The sequence below is a fragment of the Georgenia phoenicis genome, from assembly GCF_047302425.1.
Classification (GTDB): Bacteria; Actinomycetota; Actinomycetes; order Actinomycetales; family Actinomycetaceae; genus Oceanitalea.
This window is the reverse complement of record NZ_CP154855.1, coordinates 1,540,455-1,555,819: the sequence shown is the minus strand read 5'-3', so window position 1 is coordinate 1,555,819 and position 15,365 is coordinate 1,540,455. Positions and strand designations below refer to the sequence as shown.

Sequence of the window (15,365 nt, the reverse complement as noted above, 5' to 3'; positions counted from 1 at the left end):
GGGCAGCGACCCGGCTCGCCGGGCGGCTCAGGCCGCGCGGTGGCGCTGGGCGAGGACGGCGGCGCACACCCCGGCGGCGCTGAAGGAGAGGGTGGCAGCGAGGACGAGGAGCAGTGGTGCGGTCCAGCCGCCTGTCGCCCCGTTGAGGGCACCGACGACGGGGCCGGCGGAGGCGGCGGCCAGGTAGCTGCCGGTCTGCACCCGGGCGGAGACGGTCGCGGCCTCGCGGTCGCTGCCGCTCGTCTGGGCGATGATCGAGAGGATCGCGGTGAAGGCGCCGCCGTGGCCGATGGCGCCGAGGAGCGACCAGAGGAGGAAGGCCTGGGGCGCCACGAGCAGGCCCACGGGCATGGCCACCCAGCTGAGTGCGACCGCGGCCATGGGCACCCAGCCCGACGCGCGGGCGGCAAGGAGCGGCACGCCGAGGGCACCGAGGACGGCGAAGAGCTGGAAGACCGAGGCTGCGAGGCCCGACGCGGCGGCGTCCAGGCCGCGTGTCTCGGCCAGGAGCGTGGGCAGCCAGCCGGACAGGGCGTAGTAGGCGAAGGTCTGGCTGCCGAGGGCGAGGAGGAGCAGCCACCCGATCCGGCTCACGGACGGTGAGACGGGTCCGCCGCCGGACGCTGAGGTGTCGTCCGTCGCGGCGACCGTGCGGCGGGCGCGCAGCCGGGTCCAGTACAGCAGGCCGACGACGGCGAGCACGCCCCACAGCGCCAGCGCCCAGCGCCAGCCGACGAGGTTGGCCAGCGGCACCGTGCCCAGCGAGGTGATCGTCCCGCCCACGTTGAGGGAGGCGGTGTACAGGCCGGTGACGGCGGAGGCGCGCCGCCACGGGACGTCACGGCGGATGATCACCGGTACGACGATGTTGCCGATCATGATCGAGGCCCCGATGACCACGGTCCCGGCGAAGACGCCGGCGGTCAGTCCGGCGGACCGGATCACCGTCCCGAGGAGGATGCCGAGCAGGCACGCGAGCACCGCGCCCTCCGGACCCACCCGGCGGACGAGGCGCGGGACGAAGGGGCCGGCCAGCGCGAAGCACAGGACGGGCAGGCTGGTGAGCAGCCCGGCGGTCGTGGAGGAGAGCCCGAGGTCCTCGCGCAGCCACCCGAGCACCGGTGCCGGCGCGAGGATCGGTCCACGGAGGTTGAGCGCGACAAGCACGACGCCGACGACGGCCCAGGGCATGACACCGCGCGCCGGAGAAGGAGTGGAGGCTATTTCTCCGATGCTAAGCCGCCCCTCGACCAGCCCCTGACCCACCTGCCCGCCGCTCCGGAGAAGATGCGTTGCGAGCGCCTGTCGGCACAACGGGAGCCGTGTCGCGCGGATCGAGCGCTGCTCCCCCTCAGCGGGAACCGGTTCGCTCCGCGGGACGCATGCGCGCCCGACCGGCGTCGCGCCTGCTGCGCCACCGCTGCTCCCGAAGATCCGATGCTGGTTCCGGTGAGCCATCGCCACTCTCGCCCGCCCGGCGCCACTCCCGCGTCGCTACCCGGTTCCCGGTGGGCCGCACCCGTGTCGCGAGCTTCTACCGCGGGTACCGGCCAGCCGACAGCACCTCGACGAGGACCTCCTCCTCACCGGGGCGGGCCGAGCAGTGGAGCGCGGTGCGGGCGTACGGTCCGGTGCGGGCGTGCGGCACGGTGCGTGCGGCGGCGACGTGGCCTGTGGTCGTCGTCGCGGCCGCCCTCGTCGCAGCTCGGTCAGCGCACCGCGCGGTTAACGGCGGAGACGATGGCCTGGAAGGACGCCGTCGTGATCGACGGGTCGATGCCCACGCCCCACAGCACCTGGCCATCGACCTCGCACTCGACGTAGGCGGCGGCGGTCGCGTCCCCACCGGTCGACAGCGCGTGCTCGGCGTAGTCGAGGACGTTGACCTCGACACCCAGCTCGGCGAAGACGTTGGTGAAGGCGTCGACCGGTCCGTTGCCCGCCGTCGTCAGCTGCTTGGTCGTGCCGCCGTCGACCATCTCGACCGACAGGGTCGCCCCCTCCCCCTCACCACCGGAGGTCAGCGTCGTGCCGCGCAGCGCGAAGCGGCCCCAGGAGGTGAGGCCCGAGCCGGCCGGGGCGGGCAGGTACTCGTCGCAGAAGATGTCCCACAGGCGCTCGGCGCTGACCTCGCCGCCGTAGGCGTCGGTGACCTTCTGGACGACGCCGGAGAACTCGATCTGCAGGCGGCGCGGCAGGTCCAGGTTGCGGGTGCTGGCCAGCAGGTAGGCAACCCCGCCCTTGCCGGACTGGGAGTTGACGCGCACGACGGCCTCGTAGCTGCGACCGACGTCGACCGGGTCGACGGGCAGGTAGGGCACGTCCCACGGCACCGCCGTCGGGTCTCCCCCGGCGGCGGCGACGCGCTCGTCGCGCACGGTGAAGCCCTTCTTGATGGCGTCCTGGTGGGAGCCGGAGAAGGCGGTGTAGACGAGGTCTCCGCCGTAGGGGTGGCGCGGGTGGACGTCCATCTGCGTGCACTGCTCGACGGTGCGACGGATCTCGTCGATGTCGGAGAAGTCGATCTGCGGGTCGATGCCCTGGCTGAACAGGTTCATGCCCAGGGTGACGAGGTCGACGTTGCCCGTGCGCTCGCCCTGGCCGAACAGGCAGCCCTCGACGCGGTCCGCACCGGCCATGACGGCCAGTTCAGCGGAGGCGACGGCGGTGCCGCGGTCGTTGTGCGGGTGGACGGAAAGCGCGATGAACTCCCGGCGGGAGAGGTTGCGGCTCATCCACTCGATCTGGTCGGCGTAGACGTTGGGCGTGGCGCGCTCGACCGTGGCGGGGAGGTTGAGGACGATCTCGCGGTCGGCGTCGGGCTGCCACACGTCCATGACGGCCTCGCACACCTCGAGTGCGTACTCGATCTCGGTGTCGATGAAGATCTCGGGCGAGTACTCGTAGGAGAAGACCGCCTCGGGGTCGAGGACCTTCTCCGCGTAGGCCATGACCTCACGGGTGCCGGCGACGGCGAGCTCCTTGGTGGCCTCGCGGTCGTTGCGGAAGACGATGTCGCGGAAAACCGGCGCCGTCGCGTTGTAGAGGTGGACGGTGCCGCGGGCCGCGCCGACGAGCGAGTCGATCGTCCGCTGGATGAGCTCGGTGCGGGCCTGGGTGAGGACGGAGATCGTCACGTCCTCCGGGATCGCGCCGTCCTCGATGATCGAGCGGACAAAGTCGAAGTCCGTCTGGCTCGCGGCCGGGAACCCGACCTCGATCTCCTTGTAGCCCATGCGGACGAGGAGGTCGAACATGCGGCGCTTGCGGCCTGGGTCCATCGGCTCGATGAGCGCCTGGTTGCCGTCGCGCAGGTCGGTGGACAGCCAGCGAGGCGCCTGGGTGATGCGCCGGGAGGGCCACTGCCGGTCGGGCAGGTCGATGCCGTTGACCTCGTGGAAGGGGCGGTACTTGCCGATCGGCATCCGCGAGGGCTGCTGGTCGTTGGAGAAGGTGCGGGTCTTCATCGTTCATCCACTTCGCTGTTGTCTGGTGCGCCGGGCACGAGAGACACCGCGACGAGGGGCCGGCTGCTAGAGGGCCTCGCCGCGGCAGCGAAGGAGGAGAAGACTCCGGAGGTGGTGCACGCCACCGACTCTAGCGCACCGCGCGGCACGCTCCGGCCGCGTCTCACGCTCCCGGCGGCGCAGGCACACCACCCGGCCATCCGGGTGGCGTCATGGGGATCTCCCCGCGCGCGGCGCGGGCGTCGATCTCCGCACTCAGCCCGAGGACCTGCGCCCGGGTCGCGGCGGCACGGCGGAAGACGTTCCTGATCCGTCGGACGACGAGCGCCAGGAACACCGCGCCGGCGAGCACGATCCACCAGGACTGCGGGGTGACGGCGAGACCGGCGAGCCCGAAGGCGAGGAGCGCGATGGCGCCACCGAGTGACGCCCAGGTGAGGTAGATGCCCAGGGACACCGAGCCGGGCAGGTGGTGGACGAACACCTGCCGCGCGGCCTGCCGGAACTCCGCGACGGACGTCATGGGGATGTCGTCCACCTTGGTCACGAACGTCATCTCGCCAGCTCCCTACTACTCCGAGTCACAGCCATGAGCTCGTGCGCTCGTGCGGTGGTGCGGGCAGCGGCTCGCTCCAGCCGTCCGGCACGAGCGGGATGACGCCCCGCGCAGCGCGGGCGTCGACCTCACGGCTCAGCGTATCGACCCGCCGCCGCACGTCCGCCGCGCGTCCGAGGTGCTTGCGCACCCGCAGGACGACGAGCGTGATGACGACGACTGCGCCGAGTACGAGCCACCACGACATCGCCGTCTCGGTGAGCCCGTAGGTGCCCAGCACGAGCACGCAGAGGCCGGCGCCCAGGACTCCCCAGGTGAGGTAGAGCCTCATGACGACGGCGCCGCTGAGGTTGTCGTCGAGCAACGGCCACGCCGCCCGGCGGAACTCGGCCACGGACGTCGTCGGCAGCGCCTCCGGGTTCGCGACGCGCTTCATCTCAGCGGGGCTCGCGCAGGACGGTGTGCTCGACGTCGGTGTCCCCGACCGTCAGCGTCGTCGCGCCGAGCACGACGACGTCGCCGTCGGTCAGCTCGACCGGCTCACCGGGCGCCAGGGGCCGGGTGCTGCCGTCAGGCAGGTGGAGGACGGTGCCGTTCGTCGACCGGCGGTCGAGGACGACGACCCGGCCCGGCTCCACCGTCACCGTGAGGTGGGTCTTGGACACGCGCTCGTCGGCCACGGGCAGCAGCGCGGCCAGCTCCTCGTCGGCGCGGGGCTGCGGCGCGCGCCCGACGAGCGTCCGCCCCGGGCCGAGGGTGCGGCCGTCGGACAGGCGCACCGTGGGCAGCTGGGCGTCAGCCGGGTCCGGGCCGGTCGACGAGGCGGCAGCAACCGCGCCCGGCACCTGCACCGGGAGCGGCGGCACCGGCGCCTCCTGCGGCAGGGGCGGCGGGGTCGCCGCGCCCGGGACACGGCCCCCGACGACGATCGACCCGGTGCCCACCGCGGGGGTGAGGGCAGCGAACGTCGGGTCGGCGGAGGCCGGCTCGTCGTGTGCGACCCGGTGCATCCGGGCGCGGTGCACGCGGCGCAGGCCGCTGGCGGTGAGCAGCGCCGGCAGCAGGCAGACGAGCGCGAGGAGGACCTGGGTGAACCACTCGCCGCGCACGTCGTCGGCGGCGTAGGGCGTGGAGGCCTCGCCGTAGCCGAGCACGGCCCGGACGGCGAGGACGACGGTCGCCGCGGCGAGCAGCACCACCGCGGCGGTGCGCGGCAGCAGCGGTGGGCGCCACAGCTCCCCGGAGCCTGCGGCACGGTCGGCCACCACGGCCTCCTCGTGCGCGCGCACGGTGTCCCGGTCCGCCGTCGTCGTCTCGACGCGGCTGCCGTCGGCGCGCACGGCGGTCGCGAGCGTCCACCAGCCGGCGGTGGCGCGCGCCAGGGCGGAGCCGGTGGCGACGACGACGCCCCCGAGCACGGTGCCGACCAGCAGCAGCGCGATGCCCACGGTCGAGGCGGACCCGCCGTCGGCGATGCCCCGCCCGACGAGCACCGCGCCCGCGGCCGCGAGGACCCAGGCGAGCGCGCCGAGCCCGAGGCGGGACCACGAGCCGTAGGCGGCGGTGAGGCTCTCGAGCGCCTCCGCGCGGCGGATCATCATCGCCCCGTGGTTGGACCACGGCCGGTTGCGGGAGTCCGGGCCGAGCCAGGGGCGGACGGCGGGCGGCGTGAGGAGCATGTCAGGCGACCTCGGTGGGACGTGGGGCCGCGTCCGCACGCGCGTGCAGCCGGGTGCGGCCCAGGTGGATGATCGCGGGAGCCCGGACGGTCGTCTCCTGCCACGGGCGGCAGCGGACGAGGGACCCGTCAGCGGCCTCGAGCAGCGTACCGTTCGTCGACGCCCGGTCGACGACGCGCACCTGGTCCCCCGCGACGGTGATCGCGGCGTGCGTCTTCGTCACGGTCTGGTCGGTGAGGGCGACGACGTCGTCGACCATGTCCGCCGGGCGGGCGTGGGGACGGCGGCCCACGAGCGTCGTCCCCTCCCGCAGCCGGCGCCCGTCGGGCAGCACGACCTGCACCCGCGCCCCCTGCCCGGAGGTGGCCGCGGCGCCCTCGGGGCCGGCGAGGGCGGTGCGCAGGGAGGAGAGGTCGAGCTCGACGGTCGGTGGCCCGACGGTCGGCTGGACGCCGGCGGGCGACGGAGAGGCCGCGTGGGTCGCCGCGGCCGCTCGGGCACCCCCGTACGAGGGCACGGGACGGGGCGGCGCGAAGCTCTCCGGGGACCGCGGCACCGCGGGCGCCCCGGCGACGGTGGGGCGGCTCCACGCCGCCTCGAGGACGACGCGGACGCCGCCGAAGGTGCCGACGGCCACCCCGGCAGCGGTGAGCGCCGCCGCCGCCAGCGCGGCGATGACCACCGCGCGCGTCTCGTCCGGCACCGCGGCCGGGCTGCCCGTGGCGAGGTAGGTGCCACCGAGCGCACCGGTGCGGGCCACGGCCCACGCGAGGATGACGGTGAGCGCGACGGCCGCCGCGGCTGCCACGGCCGCGAGCACCGCCCGCCAGCGCAGCACCGCGAGCAGCCCCCGGGCGTCGGCGTCACTCGCGCCGGCGGCGGGCACGCGCAGCCAGGCGGCCGCCGCGCCGGTGATCCGCCGGCCGGCGCGCAGGACGACGGCGGCGAGCCACAGCCCGCCCGCCAGGGCGAGCGCCCCGGCAGCGGCGAGCGCCGCCGTCGCCGGCGTGCCGAGGGCCTGCCACGGGAGCACGGCGAGGAGCGTCGCTCCCCCGGCGGTCAGCGCCCAGGCGAGGACACCGAGGAGGGTGCGGCCGGCGGAGCGGTACCCGGCGGCGAGGACGTCGAGGGCCTCGCGCCGCAGCGGCGCCAGCTCGGCGTGGTGGGCGTTCGCGGGGACCGCCGGGTCCAGGTAGGGCATCGCCGCCCTCGGCACCAGCGCCTCGCGCACCGCCGTCATCCTCTCGTCAAACGCACACCGCCGGGCACGGGCGCGTGGCCCGTACCCGGCGGGTGTGTCAGCCGCGCGCCTGGGCGGCGAGGGCCTCGTCGGTCGCCTGCATCTGGTCGGCGGCGCCGGTGAGGTAGTTGCCGAGGTTGGTGAGGTTCTCGATGACCTCGGTGGCGTTGGTGGTGAACTCGGAGTAGGTCTCGTTGAACGCACCCGAGGCCTGGTCGGTGACGAAGCCGGAGTTCACGAGGTTCTCGATGTAGGTCTTGAGCTCGGCGAGCTTGGTCTGGACCTCGTCCTTGCCGGCGACGAGGTAGGTCGCGGCGTTGCGCATCTCCTCGTAGGTCACGTTGATGTTGGCCACGGGTGTCTCCTTCGGTTCGGGCCCCCACCGCCCACCGGCGGGGTTCTCACAGTGACATTCCTACCGGGTGGCGAGCCGCCTTGTCGCCCCACCGGCATGGGGAGAACTCCCCTCCCCTCAGCCGAGGAGGGGCAGCTGGACGCGCCGGACCTTGGCCTTGTCGACGAGCATGCCGCGGCCCACGGGGAACTCCTTGCGCTGGACGCGCGGGAAGGAGGTGCGGAACAGCGTGTCGCCCTCGAGCTGGTCGGGCTGGAGGGCCAGGCCGCGGCGGCCGTTGCGGATCTCGGAGACGAGCGGCCAGGAGGCGCCCCACGCGCTCGTGTCGCCCTCGCCGATGACGAAGTGCTCGTTGCGCTTGACGGCCTTGATGACCTCGACGAGGGGCGCGTCGGCGGGCGTCGTGAGGAAGTCCGCGAGCGCCTCGATGACGACGACGGTGCCCACCTGACCCTCCGGCGGCGGTTCCTTCAGCTCGGCGACGACGGCCTTGGCGAGCTCGGCGACGTCGGCCGCACCCGTGGCGGCCTGCTCCCACAGGTCCAGCCCGCGCAGCGCCGAGCGGCGCGCGCCGAAGTAGAGGAAGCGGGCCTCGGGGTGGGCGCGCTGCACCGAGCGGACGAGCCAGTGCAGGGCGTTGGTGCGCCCGGACTGCGGCGGCCCGGCGAGCAGGAAGGTACCCAGCGCCTCGATGCCGACCGGCTCGAGGGTGTCGTCGGCGACCCCGACGACGGGCAGCCCCGCGAGGTGGCCCGGCATCGTGTCCGCTGGGACGAGCTCGGGCAGGCGGCGCACGGCCGGCGCCTCGGGCACCCCGGCGCGGCGCAGGGTGCCGGCGAGCTTCTCGATGGCGCGCACCTGCTCGGCGAGGTTGGCCGAGCCGCCGAGCACCGCCACCTGCATCTCCAGGCCCCCGGCGATGGCCCGCCCGGGCGGGGAGGACTCGTCGAGGACGTCCTTGGGCGCCCCGAGCATCGCGTAGGCGGCAGCGTCGACCTGCCGCATGACGACCTTGCGCGGCAGGCTCCCGGCCACCGAGGACGGGATGGACCCGGCCCGGTCGGCGGTGACGGCGACGTGGACGCCGGCACCGCGGCCGTCGACGAGGAGCTGGAGGAAGAGCTGGTAGTAGGGCATCCGTGCGCCGACGGACTCCCACTCGCTGCGGAAGGCGCCGTAGCCGTCGATGAGGAGGAGGATGCGCGGCTCGTCGGGGCGCCCGGCGATCTCCCGGTACTCCTCGATGGTGCTGGCGCGGGCGGCGGCGTAGCGCGCCGAGCGCTCCTCGACGGTCTCGCGCAGCTGGCGCAGCAGCCGCTGGACGCGCTCGGCGTCGTCGCCGTCGATGACCGAGCCGACGTGCGGCAGCCCCTCGAGCGCGGCGAGGCCGCCGGAGGAGAAGTCCATCGCGTAGACCTGCACGGGCCCGCCCTTGGGGGTGATGCCGGCGGCGATGGCGAGGGTGCGCAACGCCGTCGACTTGCCCGAGCCGCTGGCCCCGTAGAAGGCGATGTTGCCGTCGACGTCGGGGCGGTAGTAGGTGGTGACCTGCCGCTGGTGGGCGGGGTCGTCGACGACGCCGAGCGGCAGCGCCGCGTCGGTGCGCGGGTGCAGGGCGGACAGGTCCTGCACCTCGGCCAGGGTCGGCAGCCAGGGCTTGCGCGGCTCGGGGACGCCGGCGCTGGTGGCAGCGGCGCGGATCGAGTCGACGACGCGCCGGATGTCGGTCGGCCCCTCGTCCACCGGGCCGGTCTCGAGCTCCTCGGGCCGCTCCGGGCGCTCCCAGCGGGTGCCGGCGCCCATCGCGAGGGTCTCGACCTCGACCTGCGGCTTGGGGCGCGCCGTCGTCGAGCGTCCGCCGGCGTAGCCGGTCTGGAACATCGTCACCCGACCAGGGCCGGTGCGGGCTGCGCCGCGTCCGGGCAGCGAGGGGTCGAAGGCCGCGGCGACCGGCAGGCCGAGGACGTCCTTGGAGTCGGACTCGTCGTTCATCCGCAGCGCGACCCGCAGGTTGGTGTTGGCGCGCAGGTTGTCCTTGATGACGCCGGCGGGGCGCTGGGTGGCGAGCACGAGGTGCAGGCCCAGGGAGCGGCCGCGCTGGGCGACGTCGACGACGCCGTCGACGAACTCGGGCACCTCGGTGGCCAGCGCCGCGAACTCGTCGACGATGATGACGAGGCTCGGCGGGCACTCCGGGTCGCCGGTCCGCTCGAGGGCGAGGAGGTCCTTGGCGCCCTTGCGGTTGAGCAGGTGCTCGCGGAAGTGGAGCTCGGCGCGCAGCGAGGTGAGCGCGCGGCGCACGAGGTGCGGGGACAGGTCGGTGACGAGGCCGACCGTGTGAGGCAGGTCGACGCAGTCGGCGAAGGCCGAGCCGCCCTTGTAGTCGACGAAGAGGAAGGTCACCCGGTCCGGGCTGTGCGCGGCGGCCATGCCGAGCACCCAGGACTGGAGGAACTCCGACTTGCCGGCACCGGTGGTGCCGCCGACGAGGGCGTGCGGGCCCTGGGTGCGCAGGTCGAGGGTGAAGGGCTCGGTCGCCGCCTGCCCGATGAGCGCGCGGAGGTTGGCGTCGTGGCGCCGCCGCTGGGGCGGGGTGCCGTCGCGCGGGACGAGGGAGCCGTTCTCCCGCCACCGCTCGAGGGTGGCGGCCGGCCCCTCCGCCGTCTCCGGGCCGAGGAGGCCGAGGTAGGAGACGCGGGCGGGCAGGTCGGAGGCGTCGTCGACGGGCGCACCGGCGTCGACGACGGCGGACAGGTGCTTGGCCAGCGCGAGGGCCTGGTCCTCGCCCACCGTGTCGCACACGAGCGGGCGGATCGCGGCCCCGGCCTGGACGTAACCGGCGGTGCCGGCGTCCGTCGTCGTCGAGACGGTGAGGAAGGTACGGCACACGGCGGGCAGCCGCTCCTGGGCGGAGGCGCACCACAGGACGTGGATGCCGACGGCGGGGCCCTCCTCCGCGATCCGCACGAGCCGGCCCCGCTCGATCGGGGCGTCGTCCTCGACGAGGAGGACGAGGGTGGGCAGCTGGAGGGTCGAGGTCGCCCCGGCGGCGCGGCGGCGGGCGTCGAGGAGCCCCTCGATCTTGCCGACGAGCTGGATGACCCCGGCCTGGTTGGAGCCGATGTGCGCGCCCTCGAGCGGGGAGTGGACCGAGCCGACGTGCGGCAGCCACTTCGTCCAGTCCCACCGGGCCGCGCTGGCGGCGGAGGTGGCGACGGCGAGGACGAGCTCGGCCGGGGAGTGCAGGGTGACGAGCTGGGACACGGCCGCGCGGGCGACGTCGTCCAGGACGTGCCGCGGGCCGGCCAGACCGAGGGCGCCGGACTCGCGCAGCTGGACGGTGGCGGGCACGCCGTCGATCTCGCGGAAGTCCTCCCGCAGGGCGGCGACCATCTCCCAGTGCTCGGGCACGGCGGCGTTGCGGGCCGGCAGCGTGACCGAGTTGCGGGAGGGCAGGGTGCCCAGGCCCAGGCGCAGGTCGAGGTAGGCGTCGTGCTCGGGGCGGCGGGTCCACAGGAGCGGCTCGAGCGCGAGGGCCGAGCTGCGGATGTCCTGGACGGCCGGCGACTCCCCCAGCCGGGTGGTCCGCTCGCGCTCCCGCTCGGTCTCGAGCTCGGTGCGCATGGCGTCGACCGAGCGGCCGAACTGCTCGATGGCGGCCTGGTACTCCCGCTTGCTCGTCACCCGCCGGTCGATGTAGTTGCCCATGACCATGAGCGGCATCATCGCCATGAACACCAGCCCCAGGGCGCCGCGGCCGAAGTAGAGGAACACCGGCGCCATGAGGAGCGGGACCAGGAGGATGACGACGGGGAACTTCGTCGGCTTCGGCGGCTCGGGCGGCTTGGGGGCGTCGCGCTCCTCCCCCTCGTAGACCGGGGCCAGGCGCGGGGAGCGGTTGAACTCCACGTGCGCGGCGCCGGGCGCCGCGTGCCGGCTGGCGGCGATGCGGGTGACGCGGATCGTCGTGTCACCGAGGGTGACGGTGTCCTCCGGCAGCAGCGCGGCGCGCTGGACGAGGCCGTCGCCCATGAGCAGGCCGTTGGCGCTGCGCAGGTCGACGATCTCGATGATGTCGGTGACGGCGAGGCGGGCGTGCTCCTTCGACACCGTGGGGTCGGAGAGCCGCACGTCGCAGCCCTTGCCGCGGCCGATGATCGAGGTGCCCTCCGGGAGGGTGACCTCGAGCCCGGCGTCGGGCCCGTCGATGACGGTGAGCCGGGCCGCGGCGGGCAGGTCCCCGCCCGCGCCGTCGAAGCGGGCCGCTGCCCGCGCGAGGGAGACGACGGAGCCGGAGCGGACGGTCTCGGCGGCCGCGTCCTCGGGCAGCAGCAGCCGGGTGGAGCGGTCCTCCGCCCCGGCAGCGCCGTGGACGCGCAGCGTGAGCTCACGCCTGTCCTGCTCGGAAAGCAGGGTGGGCACCGGGTCGGTCTCGGCGAGCGCGCGGGCCAGCTCGGCGACCGTGGCGGTGCCGTCGACGGTGACCGCGAGGTCCGCCGGCTCGGCGGCCGTCCGCAGCAGCGTGAGCTTGATCCGCATCAACGGCCCTTTCGCAGTGAGGTAAGCGAGACTCGCGAGCGTAGCCAGCGGCGCCGGCCCACCGTCTCGCGCAGGCGGCCCTCTGTGGACTCCACGTGCTCCCAGTAGCCCGCGACAGCACCCTCGTCCGGCAGGACGGGCCCGAAGACGCCGGCGTCGGCGTGCCGCGCGAGCGAGGCGGTGTCCAGGCCGGTGACGTCCACGGGCTGCTGGCTGCGGCGCCGGGTGCTGCGCCCGGTCGCCAGGCTCTCCTCCAGCTCGCGGGCCTGCTCGTAGCGGGTGGAGGACCCGGTGACCGGCACGCCGAGGTCGCGGGCCCGGTCGACGAGCTCGGCCCATCCCCCGGCCACCCGGCCCGAGCCGCTCCCCCGCGTCCGCCGTCGACGGCGCCGCAGCAGCTTGAGCAGGACGATGAGCAGCAGCGGGAGGAGCAGCACGAGCACCGAGGCGCCGACACCGAGCACGATGAGCAGGGCGTAGCCCAGCGGCTCGTCCTCGGGGACCTCCTCCTCGTCCGCGTCGACCTCGTCGCGGTCCATCGGCGGCGCCTCCGGCGGCTCCTGCGCGGGCGGCGGCGGCTGGAGCACCTGCGGCTGCGGGCGGTCCTGCGGCTCCGGCTCCTCGACCTGCGGGATGCGGTCCTCGTCCGGCGTCGGGTAGAAGGGCACCCAGCCGTGGTCCTCGAAGGCGACCTCGACCCAGGCGGTGACGTCGTCGCCGGTGATCTCCACCGGCCCGCCGCCGCCGACGGCCTGCGGCGCGAAGCCCATGACGACGCGGGTGGGCAGCCCGACGGCGCGGCCGAGGAGGCCCATGAGCGCCGCGTACTGCTCCTCGTCGCCGATCATCAGCTCCTCGGTGACCATCTGCGCGAGGCGGGCGGCGCCGTGGCCGGCGAGCGAGGGCGCGTCGCCCTCGAGGCCGTGGGAGAAGTAGCCCTCCTGCAGGCTGCCGACGAGGGCCTGGACCCGGGCCAGCGGCGTCTCGGCGGAGGCGACCATCGCCGAAGCCTCGGCGACGACCATCTCCGGCACGCCGGACAGCTCGGGCTGGTCGACGCGGGCGAGTGGCGCGCCCTCGAGCGCGCTGACCGGCGGCTCGATGACGGGGGTGGCGAGCAGCGAGTAGCTGTCGCCCTCGCGCAGGCCGCTCGTGATGATGCCGGTCCCGGACGTGCGGTTGAAGTAGAGGTCGCGCTCCCGCTCGACGGCGTCGGGGCCGGCGAGCTCGACGTCGTAGGTGCGTCCCACCGTGGGCAGCCACACGCCCGCGTACTCGCCGAGCTCGACCTCGACCGTGACGGCGTCGTCGGGCACGGTGGCCTCGACGCGCTCCCCGATGCGGGTGAAGGTGCCCGAGCCGGCGGCGCTGCCGTCCACGCTGCCGGCGACCGCCCACGTCGTGCCGTCGTAGGCGTCCATCGTCGCCAGGCGCACCGGCGCCCCGGCGGGCAGGCCGCTCACCGTGAGGATGGTGTCCTCGCGGTGGTCCTTGAGGTAGGCGCGGAAGCCGGCGAGCGGGCTCGGGTAGTCGTGCGGGTCGAGCGGCGGCTCGATGATCTCGCGCAGGACGACGCGGTGCGTGTCCCCGGGCGCGAGGAGACCGACGCCGGTCCCGCCCACCGCGGCGACCGCGACGAGGACGAGGACGGCGACGGGCCGTCCCTGCTGCAGGCGCCCGGTGCGCCACGTGGCCCACAGCAGCCCGCCGATGCCGCCGACGAGCGCGAGCGGGAGCGCGAGCAGCTCCCGGGAGGTCCCGAGGAGGATGGACAGCGCGAGGACGAGCGCGGGCGCGACGAGCGCCCACGCGGGCCGGCGGGTGCGCAGCGAGACGGTGACCGCGACGAGCGTGGCGAGCAGCGCGAGGAGGTAGGGCGCGGTCAGCGTGTTGCCGACGGCACCGAGCGGCGGGGCGAGGGTGACGACCTGCTTCCACGAGGTCACCGCTCCGCTGCCGACCGCGCCGATGGTCTGCGGGGTGGGCACGATCCCGCCCAGCGCCGTCGTCGGGGCCGCGAGGGAGGAGAAGACGACGGCGGCGCCCAGGGTGGCGGCCACGACGGTGAGGGTGGTCCAGCGCCGCCACGCGCCGAGGGTGGCGACGACGGCGCCGAGCACCGCTCCCCCGACGGCGGCGGCGACGAGCCGGCCGCTGCCGAAGACGGGCACGAGCGGGACGAGGGCGAGGAGGACGAGCCCGAGGGGCACGACGACGTCGGCCCACCGGGCGCGCAGCAGCGCGAGGTAGTCGCTCACCGGCGCTCCGCCTTCCGGAATCCGCGGCGCAGCTCGGAGAGCTCGCCGATGGTGAGCACGGTGACGACGCCGACGGTGTGGACGGCGGTCTCCGCGCCGCTGACGACCTGGACGGCGAAGGCGCGCGCGTCCACGGGCAGGACGGCGCCGGCCGCGCGGATCTGGTCGGGGGTGACCGTGGAGCCGCACACGAGGACGACCATCGAGGCGCGCTCGACGTCCCGGCTGATCTGGTGCGCGATCGACACGACCCCGGAGGGCCCGGCGCCGGTCTCGATGCGGGTGAGGAGATCGAGGTACTGCCCCGGGGAGACGGCGCGCAGCGTCTCGTGGCTGGTGAGGGTGGTGAGGTCCTTCTCCTCGCGCATCGCCTGGAGGGCGAGCGAGCCGAGGGTGGAGACGGCGGTCTCGAACTCGTCCTCGTCCGCGTAGTCGCGCTCGTTGCGGCTCATGCCGACGACGAGGTGGGAGCGGCGCGTCTCCTCGAACTGGCGGACCATGAGCTTGCCGGCGCGGGCGGAGGTGCGCCAGTGGACGTAGCGGCGATCGTCGCCGGGGACGTACTCGCGCAGGGCGTGGAAGGACAGGTCGGCGCTCGTGACGTCGCGGGTGGGCCGGCCCTCGAGGTCATGGATGAAGCCGGCCGCGGAGGAGCTGAGGACGACGGTGCGCGGGTGGACGTAGAGCTCCTCCGGCTCGCCCCACGCGACGCCGCGGCGCATGAGCCCGAGCGGGTCGCCGCGCACGGTGCGGACCGGGCCGACCGGGATGACGCTGCGGCGGCTCGTGGGGATCGCGAAGATCTCCTCGTGGTCCTCCCCCGCGCCCAGGCCCGGGAGGTGGAAGGCCACCTGCGCCGCACCGACCGGCAGCTCGACGCGGGCGGGCAGCACCGGGTGGTGGGCGGCGTTCCGCACCGTCACCCCCGCCATCGCGCGCTCGCCGACGACGACGCGCCGGTCGCTCATCCGCAGGCTCACCTCGTAGGGGTGGCGGCCCAGGGTGAAGACGAGCGCCGCGACGAAGGTCGTGACGAGCGTGGCACCGAGGACGACGAGCTCGAGCCAGCCCAGCCGGCGGCCCGCCACCCAGGCGACGACACCGACGGCGAGCACGGCCCAGCCGGCGACGTTGACCGCCCGCACGGCGCGCTCGATCCCCAGCCGCGGCCCACGGGTGCGCTCGACCAGGGTCCGCAGCGCACTGGTCTCCGAGAGGCGGTCGGAGAGGGCGGAGCGGCCCCGGGTGGTGGAGGAGGGCTCGGTCACGGC

At 74.8% G+C, this 15,365-nt stretch carries 10 protein-coding genes; all 10 read right to left on the bottom strand.

What is annotated here, in order from left to right:
• Nucleotides 1-27: 27 nt before the first annotated feature.
• The 10 genes from AA0005_RS07330 to AA0005_RS07285 all read right to left on the bottom strand — a co-directional run bounded on the left by AA0005_RS07330 (nt 28) and on the right by AA0005_RS07285 (nt 15,362).
• Nucleotides 28-1,191: an MFS transporter gene (locus tag AA0005_RS07330; protein ID WP_413452756.1), complete on the bottom strand. Its 1,164-nt coding sequence runs from the start codon at nt 1,189-1,191 to the stop codon at nt 28-30.
• A gap of 518 nt (nt 1,192-1,709) precedes the next feature.
• Nucleotides 1,710-3,467 carry a 2-isopropylmalate synthase gene (leuA, locus tag AA0005_RS07325; protein WP_413452755.1) on the bottom strand — a complete coding sequence of 586 codons (1,758 nt, stop codon included), beginning with the start codon at nt 3,465-3,467 and terminating at the stop codon, nt 1,710-1,712.
• A gap of 163 nt (nt 3,468-3,630) precedes the next feature.
• Nucleotides 3,631-4,023, bottom strand: a complete 393-nt coding sequence (locus AA0005_RS07320) for a hypothetical protein (protein ID WP_413452754.1) — start codon at nt 4,021-4,023, stop codon at nt 3,631-3,633.
• 25 nt (nt 4,024-4,048) lie between these two features.
• A complete protein-coding gene (locus AA0005_RS07315) occupies nt 4,049-4,459 on the bottom strand; it encodes a hypothetical protein (protein WP_413452753.1) in 411 nt (136 codons plus the stop codon).
• Between the two features lies 1 nt (nt 4,460).
• Nucleotides 4,461-5,702, bottom strand: coding sequence for an FHA domain-containing protein (locus AA0005_RS07310; protein WP_413452752.1), 1,242 nt, complete (start codon nt 5,700-5,702; stop codon nt 4,461-4,463).
• Nucleotide 5,703: 1 nt separating this feature from the next.
• Complete coding sequence (locus AA0005_RS07305) at nt 5,704-6,933, bottom strand: FHA domain-containing protein (RefSeq protein ID WP_413452751.1); 1,230 nt, start codon at nt 6,931-6,933, stop codon at nt 5,704-5,706.
• A gap of 67 nt (nt 6,934-7,000) precedes the next feature.
• Entirely contained in the window at nt 7,001-7,297 is a 297-nt protein-coding gene (locus AA0005_RS07300) for a WXG100 family type VII secretion target (protein WP_413452750.1), read from the bottom strand.
• 117 nt (nt 7,298-7,414) lie between these two features.
• Nucleotides 7,415-11,836, bottom strand: a complete 4,422-nt coding sequence (locus AA0005_RS07295) for an FtsK/SpoIIIE domain-containing protein (RefSeq protein WP_413452749.1) — start codon at nt 11,834-11,836, stop codon at nt 7,415-7,417.
• Nucleotides 11,836-14,094, bottom strand: a complete 2,259-nt coding sequence (locus AA0005_RS07290; RefSeq protein ID WP_413452748.1) for a transglutaminase-like domain-containing protein — start codon at nt 14,092-14,094, stop codon at nt 11,836-11,838. The genes AA0005_RS07295 and AA0005_RS07290 overlap by 1 nt, the downstream gene beginning before the upstream one ends.
• The gene (locus AA0005_RS07285) at nt 14,091-15,362 is read right to left on the bottom strand and encodes a DUF58 domain-containing protein (protein ID WP_413452747.1); all 1,272 of its coding nucleotides are present in this window, start codon (nt 15,360-15,362) and stop codon (nt 14,091-14,093) included. Before AA0005_RS07285 ends, AA0005_RS07290 begins: the two co-directional genes overlap by 4 nt.
• Nucleotides 15,363-15,365 lie beyond the last annotated feature (3 nt).